Consider the following 18,727-nt stretch of genomic DNA (forward strand, 5'->3'; position numbering starts at 1 on the left):
CGTCAAGCCGCTGATCTCGGCCACGCTGTCCTACCGCGATTCGGCGCGCGCCTTTGCGCTCGCAGCCGACCGGTCGCAGGCGATGAAGGTCCTCCTGAACTTCGATTGAGCACGCACTTGGCCTGCCACTCGAGCTCGACCGCTGCGGGAAGTTCGCCATCATCGAATGCAGCACATAGTGCGTAGGAGTTCACGTTCCGGCCTCGGAACAAGAAGAACTAGCGGAATACCAAAGTACTACCATTTCTAGAATGGTGACATGAACCGCAAGAACGAAAGCGACAGCGACAGCGACACCAACTTTGGATGGTGGGTGGACAAGCCCGATCGACAGGAGCGCCCCACCACTTTCCACGCCCCGCTTGGCAATGAACCCGGGCCGCAGGGCGGCTTCAGTTGGGGTACGGCATTGCTCATCGTGCTCCTCATGATCGCGTTCATTTGGTCGGTGAAGTCTCTCGCCGGCTGGTGAATCCGCCCCTCGGCCATGCGGGCCGAACCGCCTCCAAGTCGTGCGATCCCGGCTGCTTGCCTGCTTGACTCTTCCCTGAGAAACCGGGGTCCGCGGGGCTTCGGCATTCGGGCGCCCGCAAACCTAATGTTTACGTACAAACCCGGTTTCCTCGCCGTGTGTGCGCGGCGCAGACTCGCGCCCCTGCGCTGCCACCGCGCGTCGCGTCACCGCCATGAAGGAGACGAGCATGAGGAACCGAGCCACCGCAGTGCGTCGAATCAGGCATCGCAAGGCGCCGGGCCTGCGTGCAGCGTGCGCCCTGTGCGTCGCGGCATTGGCCGGTACGGCACAGGCCGCTTGGGACTGTGCCAGCCTGGTGGCCGTCACCACTGGCGACGCGACGATCACGTCCGCCACCCTGACCGATCCCCCGGCCGTGATCGGCGGTGCCACGGTGGCCGTCCAGTTCTGCCGGGTCCAGGGCATCGCGCGGCCCTCCTCCGATTCGGAGATCAAGTTCGAGGTGTGGCTGCCACCGTCTGCGGGTGACTGGAACAGACGCATGAAGGTCAACGGCACCGGTGGCTATGCGGGCTCGATCCCGTACGCGAGGCTGGCGCAGGACGTGGCCGACGGCATCGTGAGCGCGGGCAGCAACATGGGCCACGACGGTGGCGAATCGGCAAGCTGGACGCTCAACCGCCCCGAGAAGGTCAAGGACTGGGGCTTGCGCGCGCACTACTCGGTGGCGACGGCGGCCAAGGCATTGAGCAACGCCTTCTATGCCGAGCCCGTGAGGTACTCGTACTTCGAGGGGTGCTCCAACGGCGGGCGGCAGGCGCTCATGATGGCGCAGAACTACCCGGAGCTTTTCGACGGCATCGTGGCCGGTGCGCCGTCGAACTTCTACCCCGACCTGCTGATGTGGCTGCTCTGGACGGGCAAGAACCTGACGCCCAGCGCCCCTTTCGGTCCGCCTTCGGTCAGCACGGCGAAGCGCCAGGCAGTCACACAGCGCGTGCTGCAGGCCTGCGATGCACTCGACGGCGCGACCGACGGCCAGATCACCAACCCGCGCGCATGCCGCTTCGACATCGACAACCTCGGGCCGAGCGGCGACGGCACGCTCACCGCGACGGAGCTTGCGGTCTTCAAGGCCATGTATGCGGGGACCACCAGCGAAGCGGGCGTACAGCGCTACACCGGCGCGCGACTGGGCTCGGAGGCCGACTGGAATCCCCTGTTCGCCGATAACGGCGGCTATGGTCCGTTCATCGGCCACTACGTGTATGCACAGGAGAGTCCGCCATTCGACTGGCGGCGCGACATCAACTTCTCCAGCGTGTACGACACCGTGAAGCAGGCGCTGACGCCTGTCACCGCGGCACCCAGCCCCGACCTGCGCGCGTTCACCCGACGTGGCGGCAAGATCATCCAGTACCACGGATGGAATGACTCGGTCGTGGCGCCCGACGGGTCGATCGGCTACTACTACGCGCTCACCCAGTTCGAGTGGCTGAAGTCACTGCCGCCCAGGCTGGCCGACCGGCTCATCGACGAACTGTCCCCGCAAGCCGTCGAAGCCACGGCGCTCGTGTTCGGGCGCAAGGTGCGGGAGTACCACCGGTTGTTCATGCTGCCCGCCGTGGGCCACTGCGGCGGCAGCACGGGTCCGAGCGCGATCGGCGGCGGTGCACCCGAGCCACCGAAGGCATATCGCAACGCGGACACACATGTGGTCAGTGCCGTGATCAAGTGGGTAGAGGAAGGCGTGGCGCCCGAGAAGATCGTTGCCTCCGCCTTCGACGCCAATGGCGGCGTGGTCCGTCAGCGCCCGGTGTGTCCCTATCCTGCGCAGGCCGTGTATGAGAACGGAGGCGATCTCAACAGCGCCTCCAGCTTCACCTGCAAGACGCCTCACCCGAGGGATATCAACGTCGAAGCGGGCGACATGCTGCACATCCGCAATTCGTTGACGCAGCGAGGATTGCTGTTGCCGCACCGGTAGCTCTGCGGGTCTGCCCACCTCCCCTCCTCCCTGGGAGGGATGCGCGAGTTCGCCGGATGGGCGACAACCGACACCGTCGGCCCATTCAGGTACAGGAGCTGGAAATGGATCTTCTGTTCCAGATGCATTCCCCTCAACGTCGCGGCTTCATCAAGGGTTTGGCCGACGCTGCGCTTGGCCTGTTCGTGGCAACGAGCCTGGGGGGCTGCGAAGCGCTTCTTCAGAAGATTCGGGACCGCCCCACCCGGCGAAGGCTGACCGCCACTTCCGCAGCCGCACAGGCTGACCTGCAGACGTATCGCTCCGCGGTGCAAGCGATGAAAGCGTTGCCTGCGAGCGATGGCCGCAGTTGGGCCGCGCAGGCTGCGATCCACGGGAGCGTCACCGGCGGCTTCAACTTCTGCCAGCACGGCACTCCACACTTTTTTTCGTGGCACCGCGCCTACCTGTTCTTCCTGGAAGACATCTGCAGGGGACTGACCGGAGAGAGCCGCTTCGCCCTGCCTTACTGGAACTGGAACCAGGACGGACAAATGGATCCGGCCTTCACGGTGGCCGGCAGCCCGCTGTTCCACCCACGCAACGTCACCAACCTCACCGGGTTCGCGCCAGTTTCGAACACGTCGCTCGACCCTATCCTGGACGATCCAAACTTCCTCACCTTCAGCGGTACGCTCGAGGGCCCGCACGGAGACGTCCATGTCCGCATTGGCCAGGACATGCGCACGGGAGGCTCGGCCATCGATCCGGTGTTCTGGATGCACCATTGCATGATCGACTACTGCTGGGCCAAATGGAACCTCGAGCTCGGCTTCGACAATCCGAACGACGCGAGCTGGGTCGCAACTTCTTGGAATCACTTCTTCCGCAGGGATGGAAGCCCGGTGACAATGACTGCGGGAGCGACGACGCTGATGCCACTGTTGTCTTACCAGTATGAACCCAGCGCGATCGGCACCCATGCAGTCGCGGCAGAGGTTCGCGCGGCAGAAGACTTTGCGCAACTTCGGCGCCGCGTAGAGGCTGGTGCTCCAGTGCAGTTGGATATCCGCCAGCGGTTCCTGATTGCCGAAACCGTTCAAACGCCCATAGGCAGACCGTACTCGAGCCCTCCTGTGACGCAAGCATCGGCGTTGACGGGCCTGCTGACCGAACGCGATCCGGCGAGCAACCTGTTCCTGAACGTGGAGTACGCGCGCTTCCCGGAGGCCAACGACTTTTTCGTGCGGGTGTTCGTCAATTTGCCGGGCGCGAACGCGGCAACGCCGACCACGGACGTGCACTACGCCGGCAGCCTTTCCTTCTTTGGCAGCCCTGGCGGAAGGCACGAGCAGATGCATGCGACCAAGCACCTTGTCAATGTCACGCAAACACTGCGCGCCCTGATGCAGCGCGGGGAGTTGCGTGAAGGGTCACCCGTCACGGTGCAACTCGTGGCCGTACCTGCCGACGCACAGTTCCGGCGACCGGATCTGGTTCTTCAGCTCAACAGGATCGAGTTGCTGGCCACTCCCATTCGCGTCACGAAGCCAGCCGGGTCCCGTTAGCTCCCGGTACCCATCGTGCGCACGCACTCGGAGGCAGCATGGCACTTGTGACACGCTTCGACACGCCGGCATCGCTGCTCGATCTGCCCGCCGGTTCGCCGTTCTACGACAACTGGCATGCGTTCATTGCCGGAAGGCTCAACGCCAGCACCCCGGGCAGCCCTGGCGGCGAGTTCTACGACGCGAGCGAAACCAACGTGGCGGTGGCGGCGCAGCACCGCATCACGTGGATGGCGTTCCCGCGCGCACTGCTGGTCTACGGGCATCGTGACGACCGTCAGATCGCCTTTACCCTCGGCGAAAACCGCGACGTGCAGGAGGAGTACTGCGAATGGCATGTGGAGAGAAACGGCGCGGGCAAGATTCGCAAGGTCAGCTTTGTCACCGAAACACCCGAGTACTTCGAGCACTTGTGGGCAGTGGATCCAGCGCGCGTCGTCGCACTCTATCGAACGCTCGTGAGCCCGGCAGTTGTTCAGGCCGATCTGGCCGGCCCCGGAGGTTCGTACAACCGCCGCAACCACTGGAACCATGCCGACGGCATCGTTCACCTCATCCAGACCATCAACACGCTCAGCGCTGCACTCGGCCTGTCGCAGGGCAGCGTCAACAGCGGCGGCGCCCGCGACAACTACGAGCACAGTCCCGGACCGCGGACGTCGGTCGATCCGCGAGTCGCGATGGACATTTCCGCGCTCGCGCGGCGGGGCCTGTCGATCACGCTGCGCGAACCGATCGGCCTCTATATCACCCACTGGGATGACACCGGTTGGGCCCGGCCCGACGGCAGCCCGGTGGGCGACTACTGGCGCGTCGTCCGCGGCAGCCCGGGGATGGTGCTGCGGCTGGAGTACGAGGTGCCGGCGAGCGAGGGGTTCGTCGTTGGTGACATACGGATAGGCGGGCGGCAGGTCGAGTTCGGTGGCCAGCTCGCGGAACATGTGACGGTCATGGTGGCGGGCATCGCCGGCGGGAGAATTCGATGAAGAAGACAGCGCCCCGTTCCAGGCAGCCCAGCCTGCAGGCAAGCGCCCTCCCCCAGCCGGAGGCTCTGGTGCCTGACGTGAAGCTGGGCGAGTCGGTCGCGCCCAAACTCCTGGAGCAACTCGCCGACATCCCACTCATCCTGCCCAAGGGGATCCATCTACCCGGCCTGGGGGGCGTCTTCGAGTCCGATGTGCCCGGCGAGCCTGAGCCGGTCTACGCACCCAAGCAGCGCGGCAACATTCAAGGGAACGTCATTCCCGGCTTCAACAAGGACCACCAGCACTATTTGTTCTTTCGTCTTGGCAAGGTGGGTCAGTCGAAGCATTTCCTGCGATGGATACATCCGCTTGTTTCGTCAATGGACGACGTGCTCTCGTTCGTTCGCGCGTTCCGCGCCATGCGGCGCAGGCTCGGTGTGTCGGACCCGCCCATGTGCAGTACGTGGGTCAACATCGCGTTCTCGTGCCATGCCATTGCGCAGTTGGTCGGCAAGGACGACGCGGCTGCCTTCGGCGACCAGAGTTTTCGCCAGGGACTCGCGGCGCGCTCGACCTTTCTCGGCGACCCGACCAGCCCGCGCCATCCCGGTCACGCGAAGCATTGGAAGGTGGGAGGGCCACGCAACGAAGCCGATGTGCTGGTGATCGTGGCAGCAGACCATCCATCCCACCTCGAGACCATGGTCGATGCCATCAAGGCCGAGGCAGCGCGCAACACCCTCAAGCTGCTGTTCGAACAGCGCGGCGACACGCTCCCCGGCCGGCTTCGCGGGCATGAGCATTTCGGCTTCAAGGATGGTGTGTCACAGCCCGGAGTACGTGGCAAGGTCTCGGCGGCGCCCGGCGACTACATCACACCGCGCTATGTCGATCCCGCCGATCCGCGAGCAGCGTTCATGGCGCGACCCGGACAGATACTGGTCTGGCCGGGTGAATTCCTCCTGGGCGAGCCGCGCCAGGCGACCGAGAGCCTGGTTGCGCAAGCCCCTGGAGCCAGCAATTTTCCACGCTGGGCGGCGCTAGGCTCCTACCTGGTGAGTCGCCGCCTGCGGCAGGACGTGCCTGCCTTCTGGGGATTCGTGGGCGCGGCGAGTGGTGCACTGGGCCTGCCCCCCATGCAATTTGCCTCCCAACTCGTTGGCAGGTGGCCCAGCGGCGCACCGGTGATGCGCACACCAGCCAGCGACAACGCCACGCTCGCCGGCGATGAATGGGCCAACAACCACTTCATCTACAACGATCCGACCCGGCCGATCCCCTTGCGCCCCATCCCCGGCTACACCGGCGACGGCTTCGCGCAGGCAGGAGCGGACATGCTCGGACTCGTCTGCCCGCATTTCGCGCACATACGAAAGAGCAACCCCCGCGACATCGCAACCGACCTGGGCAAACCGGCTGACACGCTGATGCGCTTTCTGCTGCGTCGCGGCATCCCGTTCGGTCCGGCCATTGCGGGCGTCAAGCGCCCGCCGTCCAAGCTGCTCGAAGCCGAGCGGGGCCTGATGTTCATTTCATACGGCGCAACGATCGAACAGCAGTTCGAGTTCCTCACGCGCCGATGGGTCAACAGTCCAGTGCAGCCCAACTTCGGCGGCCACGATCCGGTGATAGGGCAGCACGACGTGCGCGGTGTTCGGGACCGCTTCATCGATATGCCCCTTCCATCGGGCGGCAGCCAACGGGTGCAGCTGTGCGACGAGTGGGTGGTGGCGACCGGCGGCGGATACTTTTTCTCTCCCCCCATCGAGGCCATTGCAGGGGTGCTCGCGGCATGAATATCAAGGGCATCGCACTGTGCACCCTTGCGGTCGCCATTTCCTCCGGCTTGGCTGGTTGCCACGACAAGGGCGACGGCGAGTCGGCCCGGGCCTCGCCCTCCTCCGCTGCCGGGAAAAGCGATTCCGCCCCAGCGAAGATCGCGGCCGCTGCCGTTCCCAGGACTTACGCGATCGCCCGGGTAGTGAACGCCGAGCTTGCCGGCAGCACGCCCATGGACCGAATGACGAAGGCCACGCTCCATGTCGTGGAGACCGGCGCTTCGGCCGCCCCACCCAAGGCGATCGACCTCGGAACCCTTCCCATGAGCATGTTCGGCCCGCCGAACGCCAGCACCACGCAAGCCTTCACCGTGGACCGGGCGGCACGCGCCTACACCTACGACGGAGAAGCCATGGCGATCTTCGTGAAGGGTGGCAAGGTGTTCAAGGTCGATCTGCGCTCGGACCTGCCTCGTGAACCCGTGCAGATTTCCTCGCTGTCCACCGCGTGCAGGCTTTCGTTCGACCTCGAGACCCTGCGGGTGAGCGCCGACGGACGGGATGCCTGGATCAAGGTCGATGCGCAAGACGCCAACGGGTCCTGCGACCTGTCGCCCCGTGCCGCCGACCCGAGCAATCGGAGGACTGTGTTCGTGCGATCCACCATGACGGCCACGACGCCGCCGCTGGCAGGCCTTCCCGGGACGTACGTGGATGCACTTGACGACGGGGCCCTCACGACGCTGGCGTTCGTCCTCTCGACGCAGGATGGCCTGGAGCTCTTTCGACCCGACTTCAGCCGCATCGGGAAAGTGGAAGGCGCATCCGGCGTGCGCAGCATTCAGTTGATGGGCTACGACTACTCGACGCTGCAGGCAAGCTACTACCGGGTCGACGGAAAGCTGCGACGCCTGGCGTGGACCGCAACGACCGCCACACTGGCGGAGCCGACCTACTCCTTCACCCGGCCCGATTTCGGGCAGCGCAACCCCACGGGGCATGCGGACAAGGAAAACTTCTACTTCGGGGACGGCGACAAGCTGATGAAGGTTTCGGGAACCGGGTCGCCGTCCATGATCGCTACGGTGGCGGCGCCGCCGATCTACGCGGTTTTCGTCTCGGACAGCCATCTGGCGCTGTGGCACGCGGATCCGGCGCAGCCCCGGGTTCCGAATGCGGCCACCGCGATCGGCAAGGACGGCAGCGGCGCCTTCACCGTGCGCGCTGCGGCCCCATTGGGCGCCTCCGCGAACCGCATGATTTACCGCGCAGGCGCCGTCACTCACGCCGTCGGGTTCGACGGCAAGGACGACATCGTGCTTGGCGCGCATCCAGAGCGCGATGCCATGGTGCTGCGAAGGGAGCGAGTGGCCGATCGGGCTCCGCTGGACAGCTACGTCGCCTGCGTCCCCAGCGCAGCCATCGACAAGCAATGCGGCAACGGGAAGATCGTGCAGACCGACCTCGAGTCGCTCACACCGATCGAGATCGGCTCGGTCGCCCACGGCGGCCACTACGCGGCGGTTTCGATCCTCTTCGGAACGGGGACGATGGGCGCGCTCTTCCCTGCAGCGGCGTCGATTCCGTCATTCGTGGGCTACCGCGTCATGCTTCCGCGCGCTCAAGGCGGTGCGGCCGCGGCGCTGACGGACCTGTATGCGTGGACGCCGGGCACGGCCGGATCGTTGCTGCGGCTGACCACGCAGGTTCAGTGAGGGAAATCGCTTCGGGAATTGCCGCCGCGTTGGTCGCCGCAGCCGTGCAAAGGTTCTCCACGCCCGCCGTGGACAGACCTGTGGACAACGTGATGAAGAACCTAGGGAATCGACTCCAGGCTTGGCTTGCAACGCGGTGCACACCAATTGGGCACCTCGGCCCGGAGGTGATCAGAGGCCCGAGGCATGCGCTTCGCCGTAGGAGGCGTCCGTCTCCGGCTTCAGCCTCCTGCCGAACTCGAACCGCCGCAGCCTGCGCCATATTGTCAATACGGTCTCGGCAAAACCCTTGAGGTACTCCGAGGCTGCGAGGGCCCTCCGGAAGAACGACAGTCTCCGGAGGGCCCTTCGTTTTGCGCGGCGCCATCGCCGGCGCTCGTGCTACGGAACTTGCAATTCCACTGTGGCGATGGACTGGGCGTCGTAGCCCCCCGTTGCCAGCACGTTGCCGCCAGGCAGCAGTGTCGCGGTGTGGAAGTAGCGCGCACCGGCCAAGGAACCTGTTGCAGCCCATAGGCCCGAGGCCGGGTCGTAAAGCTCCGTGGTGGCCAGAACCGTGTTGCCGTTGTAGCCCCCGGCGACCATGACCTTGCCGGCAGGAAGCAAGGTGGCGGTCTCGGCGGTGCGCGGTGTGGTCATGGAGCCGGTCGGCGTCCACAGGCCGGCGGCGGGGTCGTAGAGTTCCGCCGAGGCGAGGGAGACGCCCCCGCCGAATCCGCCCGCGACCAGCACCCTGGCATCAGGCAGCACGGTGGCCGAATGCGTCAGTCGGGCGGTCATCAGCGGGGCGGTGGCTGTCCACAGGCCCGTCACAGGGTCGTACAGTTCCGCCGCGGCGAGCGCGGTGCCGCCGAAACCTCCAGCGACCAGCACCTTGCCATTCGACAGCAGGCTCGCGGTGTGAACACTGCGGGCCGTGTTCATGGGCGAGGCGGCCGTCCACAGGCCGGTGGCGGGGTCGTACAACTCGGCGGTGTCGAGATAGGCGCCGTCGTATCCGCCCGCGATCAGCACCTTGCCATTGGGCAGCAGCGTCGCGGTGTGGCCGCTTCGGGCCGTGCTCATCGAGCCGGTCGGTGCCCACTTCAGGGTGGCGGGATCGTAGAGCTCCGCCGTCGCGCGGTAGCCGCCGCTGTATTCGCCGCCGGCCGCCAGCACACGGCCATCCGACAGCACCGTCGCCGTGTGGAAGAAGCGAGACTCGCTCATGGGGTTGGTGATGGACCACAGGCCCGTGGACGGCGCGTAGAACTCTGCTGTGGCCAGCGTGTCGCTGTCGTCGTATCCGCCTGCGACGAGCACCGTCCCGTCCGCGAGCAGGCTGGCAGTGTGGTTGGTGCGGGCCTGGCCCATCGAGGCGGTCGGCAGCCATGTTCCGGGAGCGACCACCGTGATGCTCAGCTTCGCTGAAACCGAGCCGGCTTCATTGGAGCCCGTCACAGTGTGTTCGGCTGCCGGCCGAGTGCCTTGCGGCGTGCCGGAAATGACACCGGACACAGGGTCCATGCTCAGGCCCTGGGGCAACGGCGGCACCGCGACGAAGCCAGTCATCGCGCCGCCGGTGCTTTTCGGGTGGTTGGGGACGATGGGCCGGCCCTCGGCGTAGATGGCGTTCGGCTCCGAATAGTTCAGCGATCCCGGGGCCACGAACGCGGTGCGGACCTCGATCCGCAGCACGGCACGGGTCGAGCCGCCACTGTTGCTCGCGGTCACCGTGAAGTTCGCGGGTGCAGTGTCGCGGGTGGGCGTCCCGGAAATGACGCCGGAGATGGGGTCGATCACCAGCCCGTCAGGCAGCGCGGGCTGCACGGCAAAGCCGCTGACGTCGCCGCCTTCCAGCGATGGGTGGTTCGGTGGGATGGGCTGTCCTACGGTGTAGATGGCATCCGGATTCTCGAAACTCAGGTTCGCAGGCGGCACCACACCGGCCTTGACCGAGATCTCCAGGCCGGTCGTGACCGAGCCCGCGAAATTGATGCCGGTGACCGTGTAGAGGGTCGGTGCGGCCACCATCCGCGGCGTGCCGCTGATGACGCCGGTGGCTGGATCGATCTGCAGTCCTTCGGGGAGTGCGGGTGCAACGGTGTATCGGAGGATCGTGCCGCCACCGCTGCTGGGTGCGTTCGCGTCGATTGCCTGGCCCAACTGGTAGACGACCCTGTCGCGCGCGAAGTGGAGTCCTGCGGGAGGCACGTAGAGCGCATCGATCCGATTGCCGCCGACGTTGAAGCCGCCACCGCCGCCACCGCCGCATGCGCTCATGCAGAGGAGCGTCAGGAAACTTGCGAGGCCCCATGCCAGGAGGCGGAGCGCACCTTGCCACGATGTCGTATTCATATCGACTCCGTCCCCTTGAAGGAAGCGGAGTATGCGCTTCCGGCACCGCGATGGACACCATGGAATTCGAAGTCGTGAAGGTTGACTTTTCGCTCGGAGGAGCCCCTCCCGGCGCTTCGCTCGACCCCCTGGGCGTGCCTTCTCAGCCGCCCTTGTCCAGGCGCTTCTGCATGTGCGCGGCACGGGTTTCCGACGGCGGATGCGAACTCATCAGCGAACTGCCCGGTGCGCTGCCTGCGCTGAGCTTGGCGAGCTTCTGGAAGCCCGTCACCAGGCCCTTGCGCTCCAGCTTGCTGGCGGTGAGCAGGTCGAAAGAATAGTCGTCGGCCGCGCTTTCCTGCGACTGCGAGAACTGGGCGTTGACGAATTTCTCCGCCAGCTCGCCGGCCTGCGATTCGGAAAGCGCCTTCAAGGCGCTGTTGCCTGTCGCGCCGGCAAGGCCTCGGACCGCCGACGCCGCATAGGCGGTCTGCATGCGCGTCTTGGAATGGCCCAGCGCAACGTGGCCGATCTCGTGGCCGATGACGCCGCGCAACTCGTCGTCGTTCATGAGATCCATCAGGCCGCTGTAGACGCGGATGCACCCATTGGCCATGGCCCAGGCATTGACTTCCTCGGTCAGATAGACCTTGTAGTTCGCGCTCTTGCCATTGATCGTCGCCGGCATGCCCTTGACGACCTGGTCGAGCCGCTTGGCGTAGTCGCTGGACGCCGCGGCCGTCTTGTTCTTCTGATCCATGGCGGCGCAGGACTCCACGGACATCGTGACGATGTCGCCGTCGCTGAGCGACATCGCCTTGACGGCAGTGCCTCCCACGTTGGTCAGACTCTGGGTGTCGATCCCCTTCATGGTCTCGCAACCGGCGAGCGCGAAGGTGGCCGAGGTTGCGGCCACGATGAGATGAAGACGGAAATAGTGCACTTGAAGCTCCCTGAAGTAGATGTGCAGCGCGGCAGCCATGTGGCGGCGTCGCGCGGAAAAGCCGTCGAGCGAAGGTCTGTGCCCTCGGCAGGTCGGCGCCGCGATCTTAGATGACGCGATCGGCCGGAAGGTCGAGCGCTCAGGCGCCCTTGCTCCGACGCAGCGCCTGCTCGACCGCTGCGCGCAGGACTTCACTGGCGATGGGCTTGTGCAGCAGCGGCCAGCCGGTGCGCTTTGCGCCGCGCAACGCCTTCGACGCCGTCTCGCCAGTGGCCACCAGCACTGGAAACCGCCCGTAGGTCGCCTGCAACCGTTCCACCAGTTCCACGCCGCTCTCGGGCCCGCCCAGGCGCAGGTCGACAATCATCAGGTCAGGCCGGCCGAAGGAGGCAAACAGCGCGGAGGCCTCCTCGGCCGCCGTTGCAACCCAGGTGCCGCAGCCCCACGACTTCAGCAGCATCGACATGCCCTGCAGGATGTCCGTCTCGTCATCGATGATGTAGACGCGCGCGGCCAGCGGCTGGCGGTTGCCGTTGGCCGTCGATTCGGCATGCGCGACCGCGAGTCCACGAGAGTCCTCGACACCCGGGACCTTCACCGTGAAGATGCTGCCTGATCCGAGTCGCGACTGGACCGTGATCGCGCCCCCGGCGAGTTCGACCAGCCTGTGCACGATGGCCAAACCCAGGCCCACGCCCTGGCTGCGATCGCGGCCCTGGTTTCCTACCTGGTAGAACTCCTCGAAGATGCGCGACAAAGCGTCGGGGTGGATGCCCTCGCCGGTGTCCTCCACCATCAGCACCGCGCAGGCGCCCTCACGCGCCAGCCGCAGGGTCAGCCCGCCGCGGGCGGTGTACTTGATGGCGTTGTCCATCAGGTTGCGTATCACGCGCGCCAGGGCCAGGGTGTCGCCGCTCCAGATCACCGGCGCGAGTCGGCACGCCAGCATCAGACCCTTGGCATCGGCCGCTGCCTTGAATTCGCTGCACAGGCTGCGGCACAGCTCATCGAGTGCCACTGTGTGATGGGCCGGGACATAGTGGCCGCTCGACAGTTGGGACAGGTCGAGCAGGCCATGCAGCAGCGCGCCGAGCGAACGGGCGATCTGGTCGATGTGGCCGCCGACCTCGCGCAGCGTCTCCGGCCCCGGGTCCGCGCTCAACACCGCGCTGTAGATCGACAACGCATGCAGTGGCTGGCGCAGGTCGTGGCTGGCCGAGGCCAGCACGCGGGCGCGGGCTGCGGACTCGCGCTCGGCGCGCTCCACCGCGGCCCGCAGCGCCCCGTTGAGACGCTCGATGTCCTGGCTGCGGCCTGCGAGCCGATCGTTCGACCGGGCGAGCTCCCGCGTCTGCGCGAAGCTGGTGCGCGCATGACGCTCCAGCAGGTTCGCCACCACCCAGCCGATCGTCGAGATCGTGAGCAGGAAGCTCAGCGCCGCCAGCTGGTAGATGCGCGCGACATGCTCTCCGAGGTCGTCTTCCTTGATCTGCCAGTTCCATGCGAAAGTGATGGACGCCGCGAGCAGGCAAAGCGCGATCTGCAGCAGCACGGCACGCGCCCGCAGCCGAAGCATCGCGAAGCAGAAGACGACATTGATGCACATCCCCATGAAGAAGTACATGTAGTCGTACGGATACGGAACGACAAGAAAGCCGTTGCAATAGAACAGGAAGTTGATGACCGCCGCCGACGTCAGCACCAAGCCGGCATAGCGTTCGTCCTGCTCGAAGCGCGGGCGCATTGCCAAGAGCATGAAAGGCACCAGTTGCAGCACCGTGGCGATGCGATTGCCCAGCACTTGCCGCAGCACGTGTCCGAACTCCAGGTCGCCGATGCTGTAGAGATAGTCGAGGCCGAGGAAGAAGGTGGAGGTGATGATTCCCAGCACGATGGCCAGGCGTCGATGGGCCGCGAATTGCCGGCAATAGGCCTGCAGAAAGGCCTGCTCCTGCGACGGCGACGTGAAGCTATCCGGCAGCGTCCACATCTGCCGCCAGGCCTGCCGTGCACCGATCCGCGCGGGTGCGCTCAGCTCAGGCATCGGGGTCGTCGGGGCCCAGCCCAAGCCGCGCGGCCGCGACCACCGCCTCGGTGCGGTTGCGCACCCGCAAGACCTGGTAGAGGGCGGTCAGGTGCTCCTTGACCGTGTTCTCGGAGATGCCGAGTTCGCGCGCGATGGATTTGGTAGGCAGGCCGCGCGACAGCAGGCGCAGCACGTCGGACTGTCGCGGGCTCAATCCCGAGCGATGCCCGGGCGAAGGCGCCGCCGCGAGAAACGGATCGGGCAGGAACACATGGCCCGCGAGCACCCGACGCAAGGCCTCGGTCAGTGCCTCGGGCGGCATGCTCTTGGGCACGAAGCTCATGGCACCGGCATCGAGGCAGGCGCGGATGGTGTCGTCGTCCTGGGTCGCCGAGACCACGACGACGGCGATGTCCGGGGCCGTCTCACGGAAAAGGCTCAGGCCGTCGAGCCCGCTGCCGTCCTTCAGCACCAGGTCGAGCAGGCAGAGCGAAATGCCCGAGGGCTTCTTCGCGAGCTCGGCGGCCTCGGCCAACGTACTGGCCTCGACGACCTGGACGTTGCGCAATACGGTCGACACGAGCAAGCGCAGCCCGGCCCTGAACAACGCGTGGTCGTCCACCAGCATCACCTTCATCACCACTCCCCTTTTTTGTTCACGCTGTGCGGCATCCGCGGATGACGCGCGGACGCCGCCAGCATAACGCGGCTCGATGGAGCCCATGTCCCTCTTCGTCCCTACCTCTCGGTGGTTGTTGGTGCGTGCCGGGCGCCGAATAGTGGAGGCCAGACCAACCCCCGAGGCTCGATATGACATCCACTTTCCGCTCCATCGACGACCTGGCCCAGCTGGACGACCGCGCGCTCGCAATCTGCCTGCGTCGCCTGCGCACCGCGATCTCCGAGGCCCGGCACCGCCACGCCGTGGCGCTGCAGCAAGGCCTGCTCTCGCGCGGCAGCACCTTCTCGTTTTCGTCGTTCACCTGGCGTCCCGACCAGTCCGGGCTGATCGGGCGAACGGAACCGCTCCACGCGTCGACGCCGATCGACGACCTCGGACTGCGCATGCGCGCGGTGGAAACCCTCAAGGAGCTCCATGTGTTCCTGATCGAGGATCTTTCGGCCATCAGCGAGGAGGAACTGAAAACGCGCGAAGCGATCGGTTCGCGAACCCTCATGGTGCTGCGCGATGCGCTGGCCCGCACGGGCCTTGCGTTCCTGCCGGTCGAAGTTCGGACGCGGGCCCATGCGAAGCGCAGAACTTGTCCTGAGCGGAGATTCCACGACGCTGCCGCGGGAGAACAGTCATGAACCGCGCGGTCGCGTCCGTCGCGGGCATGTGCCTCACTGTCTTGCTGGCAGCTTGCGGTGGTGGCGGCGGCGGGCAGGCGCTACTGCCGAATTCAGCCCCCGTGCACGCGGTCCCGGATCCGCAAGCACCCACTGTCCCGCTGCGCGGCATCGTCACGTACGACTCGGTGCCCAACATCGGCGGTGCGCTCATCTATGCGGAAACCCTGCGCAAGCCGGTGCGAGGGGCAGTCGTCGAGGTGCTGGATGACGCCTCGCGAACCGTTGCAACTGCGCGCACCAGTGGTACCGGCGCGTATGCGGTGCTGGTAGCCCCGAACAGGTCGGTAAGCCTTCGGGTGCGAGCCCAGCTGGCGAATGACAGCCCGGGCGCGCGCTGGGATGTGACCGTGCGCGACAACACCCGCTCGGACGCGATCTACGCCCTCGAGGTGGCGTCCTTTGCCGTCGGCAAAGAGCCGGTCACCCGCGACGTTCACGCTCCTTCGGGATGGGACGGCACACGCTACGCATCGGCTCGCATCGCCGCACCTTTCGCGATGCTGGACACGATCCACGACGCCCAGGCCAAGGTACTTTCGGTCGTGCCCGACGCCGAGTTCGTGCCGCTGCGCGTCTTCTGGAGCCCGCACAACCTGCCGGCCAATGGGGACACGGCGCTCGGCCAGATCGGCTCGACACTGTTCCGGCGCAGCGGACCCGATGGTCCTGCCATCTATGTGCTGGGCAAGGAAGACCTGGACACCGACGAGTACGACGCCTCGGTGATCGCGCACGAGTGGGCGCACTACTACCAGGCGAGCTTCAGCCGCAACGATTCGCCGGGTGGCAGCCACTCGCTGCAGGACAGCCTGGACGCACGCCTCGCCTTCGCGGAGGGCTGGGCCAACGCCTGGGCCGGCATCGCGTTGGGGCGCGAAGACTATACGGATTCATTGGGCACGCAGCAGGCCCGGGGCCTCAGGATGAACCTCACCGCCGGCGCCCCCTCCAATCCCGGGTGGTACCGCGAGGCGTCGATCCAGTCGGTCCTTTGGACCTTGAACAGCCGGGTCGGATTCCGGGCGATCCACGATGCCTTCACGGGCGACTTCAAGAGCGCGCCTGCGTTGACGACCATTCACTCCTTCGCGGCTGCCTTTGGCCGGGCGGCACCGGCCCACGCTCCGCAACTGGCCGAACTGCTGGTCCGCGAGCGTATCAGCGCCGCTCTCGATGATCCCTTCGGCGAACGGGAAACCAACGACGGCGGCCTCTCGGGCGACCCGGGCGCACTGCCGATGTACCGACGGGCCGGAGTTGGCGGCACCACGTCAGCCTGCGTCAGCAACCGGCGGGGCGCCGGCAACAAGCTCGGGACCCACGTGTTCCTGCGCTTCACCGTGGCCAGCCCACGCAACCACACCCTGCAAGTCAGCGGGCCCGCCGGCGCAGATCCCGACCTGATCGTCTACAGCGGGAGTCAGTTGTCGGCGGCCCGTCGCGTCGGATCGACGGAAACCCTCGTGCTCCCGCTGGCAGCGGGCGAGCACGTCTTGGCTCTGAACGATTTCAACAACTCTTCCACGGCCACCTGTTTCGCCGTCAGCATCGTATGAAACACGACCTCTGCTTCAGTCCCCGCCTCTGGCGGGCTTGCCGTGCCACCTGGGTGTTGGCGCTCGGCGTGCCTTGCATGGCCGTCGCCCAAGGCACCGCTGATCCTTCATCGGAGCGCAAGACCACGCCGGCCATGTCGATGAACGTCGCGACGACAAAGTCCAACCACCCCGGCGTCGTGTTGCGCTACCTCGTCGAAGCGCCGCCGGACTCGGGCGCCTCGATCGTGGTGCAACTGGAATTCGACGGCGTGACCGATCTGTCGGGCGCCGTGGTGCGGCTGAAGGCCGACGAGGGCTTGCTGATCGGCGATGCGTCGACGACGCGGACGCTGCCCGCGGGTGAGATCACGTCGTGGTCGGTTTCGGTGTCGCACACCGGCGCCGGCATCCGCTACCTGCACGTCTTCACGACGCAGCACGGCATCACCAGCATCGCTTCTGTGCCGGTGACGGTCGGCAGCGGCAGCTTGCTGCCGCCTTCCGACGGTCAGCTCAAGATCTCCGGCGACGAGAAGTTCATCGCGCTGCCGGTGCGTCCTTGAGCGGTTGCCGGGAACGTCACCACTTCCCGTCGCCCGGGTTCTTGCTCCGCACGGCGGCACCCAGCAATTGCACGGCATCGGGACGGTTCGCCTTTTGAGCGAAGTCGGTGGCGCTCATGCCGAGCTGGTTCTTCATGAGCGGGTCGGCGCCTTCGTCGAGCAGCAGCTTCACCGCTGCGGTCGACCCGTACATGGCCGCCATCATCAAGGGCGTGGTTCCGTTGGGCGATTGCGCATCGATGAAGGCATCCTTGTCCAGCAACTGCTTCATGATGGCCGTGTGGCCGTTGGTGGCCGCGTAGTGCAGCGGCGTCCAGCCGGGCTTGTTGATGTCGGCGTCGCGTTCGATCAGCCGGGTCACGAGATCTTGCTGGCCCTTGATCGCCGCGAGCATCAACGGACTTTCGTCCTTGTCATTGCGGGCCTCGACATCGGTCTTCGGCGAGGCCAGGAGCACCTGGATCACCTTGGGCGACGGCTCGCGCACCGCGATCAGCAAGCCCGTCTGCCCCTTTTCATCGCGGGTGTTGGGGTCGAACCCACGGTCGAGCAGACCCTTTACACCGCCGGCGTTGTCGGATCGGACAGCTCTGAAGAAATCTTCAAACGAGCCGGCGTGAGTTAAAAAAGATGCTGCAAAAACAGCAAGATACAGAATTTTCTTGAAGTGATTTTTCATGACTTTACCCCGTCGAACAGGGTCTCGAAATTGTCGCTGGTCGCCTTCGCGATCGTCTCGACCGGCACGTTGCGAAGCTGGGCGATCTGCTGCGCGACATAGGGCACGTACGACGGATTGTTGGTCTTGCCGCGGTACGGCACCGGCGCAAGGTAAGGGCTGTCGGTCTCGATCAGCATCCGGTCCAGCGGAACGAAAGCGGCCACGTCTCGGAGATCCTGCGCCTTCTTGAAGGTCAGGATGCCCGAGAAGGAGATGTAGAACCCGAGATCCAGCGCGGCACGCGCCACCTCGGCGGTTTCGGTGAAGCAATGGAACACGCCGCCGGCCGCCTTGCCGGTGCCGTCTTCTCCCTCTTCCTTCAGGATGGCCAGGGTGTCGGCCGAAGCGTCACGCGTATGGATCACGAGCGGCTTTCCGGTCTGTTGGGCGGCGCGGATATGGACGCGGAAGCGGTCGCGCTGCCATTCCAGATCGGAGATGCTTCGGCCGCCCTTGCGTTCTTCCATCTGGTAGTAATCCAGGCCCGTCTCGCCGATGGCCACCACCTTCGGAAGCGCCGATCGGCTGACGAGATCTTCCACGGTGGGCTCCGCAATGTCCTCGTTGTCCGGATGGACGCCTACAGAGGCCCAGAAGTTGTCATAACCGGACGCCAACGCCTGGACATCGGCGAATTCTTCCAAGGTGGTGCAGATGCAGAGCGCCCGGTCGACCTGGGCGGCGGCCATCGCGGCGCGGATCTGCGGCATCTGGTCCGCGAACTCGGGGAAGGTCAGGTGGCAATGGGAGTCTGTGAACATCGCGGAATTCTCGAGAATGGCGGTGCATCCGCACCGCGT

General features: G+C 65.8%; 15 protein-coding genes. 9 read left to right on the forward strand and 6 right to left on the reverse strand.

Translation table 11 applies throughout. From position 1 onward, the window contains the following. Window positions 1-259: 259 nt before the first annotated feature. From QTH97_RS29240 to QTH97_RS29265, 6 genes are all read left to right on the forward strand, one after another. A complete protein-coding gene (locus tag QTH97_RS29240) occupies window positions 260-472 on the forward strand; it encodes a hypothetical protein (protein ID WP_286572080.1) in 213 nt (70 codons plus the stop codon). Between the two features lie 229 nt (window positions 473-701). Then, on the forward strand, window positions 702-2,462 hold the full coding sequence (locus QTH97_RS29245) for a tannase/feruloyl esterase family alpha/beta hydrolase (RefSeq protein WP_286572081.1): 1,761 nt from the start codon (window positions 702-704) through the stop codon (window positions 2,460-2,462). A 104-nt stretch (window positions 2,463-2,566) separates the two neighbouring features. Then, window positions 2,567-4,009, forward strand: a complete 1,443-nt coding sequence (locus QTH97_RS29250; protein ID WP_286572082.1) for a tyrosinase family protein — start codon at window positions 2,567-2,569, stop codon at window positions 4,007-4,009. 38 nt (window positions 4,010-4,047) lie between these two features. Then, window positions 4,048-4,995 carry a DUF8225 domain-containing protein gene (locus tag QTH97_RS29255; protein ID WP_286572083.1) on the forward strand — a complete coding sequence of 316 codons (948 nt, stop codon included), beginning with the start codon at window positions 4,048-4,050 and terminating at the stop codon, window positions 4,993-4,995. Then, window positions 4,992-6,770, forward strand: coding sequence for a Dyp-type peroxidase (locus QTH97_RS29260; protein ID WP_286572084.1), 1,779 nt, complete (start codon window positions 4,992-4,994; stop codon window positions 6,768-6,770). The genes QTH97_RS29255 and QTH97_RS29260 overlap by 4 nt, the downstream gene beginning before the upstream one ends. Then, window positions 6,767-8,467 carry a hypothetical protein gene (locus QTH97_RS29265; protein ID WP_286572085.1) on the forward strand — a complete coding sequence of 567 codons (1,701 nt, stop codon included), beginning with the start codon at window positions 6,767-6,769 and terminating at the stop codon, window positions 8,465-8,467. The genes QTH97_RS29260 and QTH97_RS29265 overlap by 4 nt, the downstream gene beginning before the upstream one ends. A gap of 381 nt (window positions 8,468-8,848) precedes the next feature. On the opposite strand, the gene QTH97_RS29270 is transcribed toward QTH97_RS29265, so the two are convergent. From QTH97_RS29270 to QTH97_RS29285, 4 genes are all read right to left on the reverse strand, one after another. After that, window positions 8,849-10,804 (reverse strand): putative Ig domain-containing protein, encoded by a 1,956-nt coding sequence (locus QTH97_RS29270; protein ID WP_286572086.1) that lies wholly within the window; start codon window positions 10,802-10,804, stop codon window positions 8,849-8,851. Window positions 10,805-10,946: 142 nt separating this feature from the next. Further along, window positions 10,947-11,654: a M48 family metalloprotease gene (locus QTH97_RS29275; RefSeq protein ID WP_286572159.1), complete on the reverse strand. Its 708-nt coding sequence runs from the start codon at window positions 11,652-11,654 to the stop codon at window positions 10,947-10,949. A 211-nt stretch (window positions 11,655-11,865) separates the two neighbouring features. Further along, on the reverse strand, window positions 11,866-13,770 hold the full coding sequence (locus tag QTH97_RS29280) for a hybrid sensor histidine kinase/response regulator (protein WP_286572088.1): 1,905 nt from the start codon (window positions 13,768-13,770) through the stop codon (window positions 11,866-11,868). After that, entirely contained in the window at window positions 13,763-14,476 is a 714-nt protein-coding gene (locus tag QTH97_RS29285) for a response regulator (RefSeq protein WP_286572089.1), read from the reverse strand. Before QTH97_RS29285 ends, QTH97_RS29280 begins: the two co-directional genes overlap by 8 nt. Before the next feature lie 86 nt (window positions 14,477-14,562). On the opposite strand from QTH97_RS29285, the gene QTH97_RS29290 reads away from it, so the two are divergent. From QTH97_RS29290 to QTH97_RS29300, 3 genes are all read left to right on the forward strand, one after another. Further along, window positions 14,563-15,063 carry a DNA-directed RNA polymerase subunit alpha C-terminal domain-containing protein gene (locus tag QTH97_RS29290; protein ID WP_286572091.1) on the forward strand — a complete coding sequence of 167 codons (501 nt, stop codon included), beginning with the start codon at window positions 14,563-14,565 and terminating at the stop codon, window positions 15,061-15,063. Continuing rightward, complete coding sequence (locus tag QTH97_RS29295) at window positions 15,060-16,661, forward strand: hypothetical protein (protein ID WP_286572092.1); 1,602 nt, start codon at window positions 15,060-15,062, stop codon at window positions 16,659-16,661. Before QTH97_RS29290 ends, QTH97_RS29295 begins: the two co-directional genes overlap by 4 nt. Before the next feature lie 77 nt (window positions 16,662-16,738). Further along, entirely contained in the window at window positions 16,739-17,206 is a 468-nt protein-coding gene (locus tag QTH97_RS29300; protein WP_286572093.1) for a hypothetical protein, read from the forward strand. A gap of 16 nt (window positions 17,207-17,222) precedes the next feature. Here the strand turns inward: QTH97_RS29300 and QTH97_RS29305 are convergent, their stop codons facing one another. Together QTH97_RS29305 and QTH97_RS29310 are read right to left on the reverse strand one after the other, a co-directional pair. Beyond that, window positions 17,223-17,885, reverse strand: a complete 663-nt coding sequence (locus tag QTH97_RS29305; protein WP_286572094.1) for an ankyrin repeat domain-containing protein — start codon at window positions 17,883-17,885, stop codon at window positions 17,223-17,225. Continuing rightward, window positions 17,882-18,688 (reverse strand): TatD family hydrolase, encoded by an 807-nt coding sequence (locus tag QTH97_RS29310; RefSeq protein ID WP_286572096.1) that lies wholly within the window; start codon window positions 18,686-18,688, stop codon window positions 17,882-17,884. The genes QTH97_RS29305 and QTH97_RS29310 overlap by 4 nt, the downstream gene beginning before the upstream one ends. Window positions 18,689-18,727: the final 39 nt, after the last annotated feature.

Origin of the sequence: Variovorax gracilis (assembly GCF_030317115.1) — a bacterium.
In the GTDB taxonomy this organism is placed as follows: domain Bacteria; phylum Pseudomonadota; class Gammaproteobacteria; order Burkholderiales; family Burkholderiaceae_C; genus Variovorax; species Variovorax gracilis.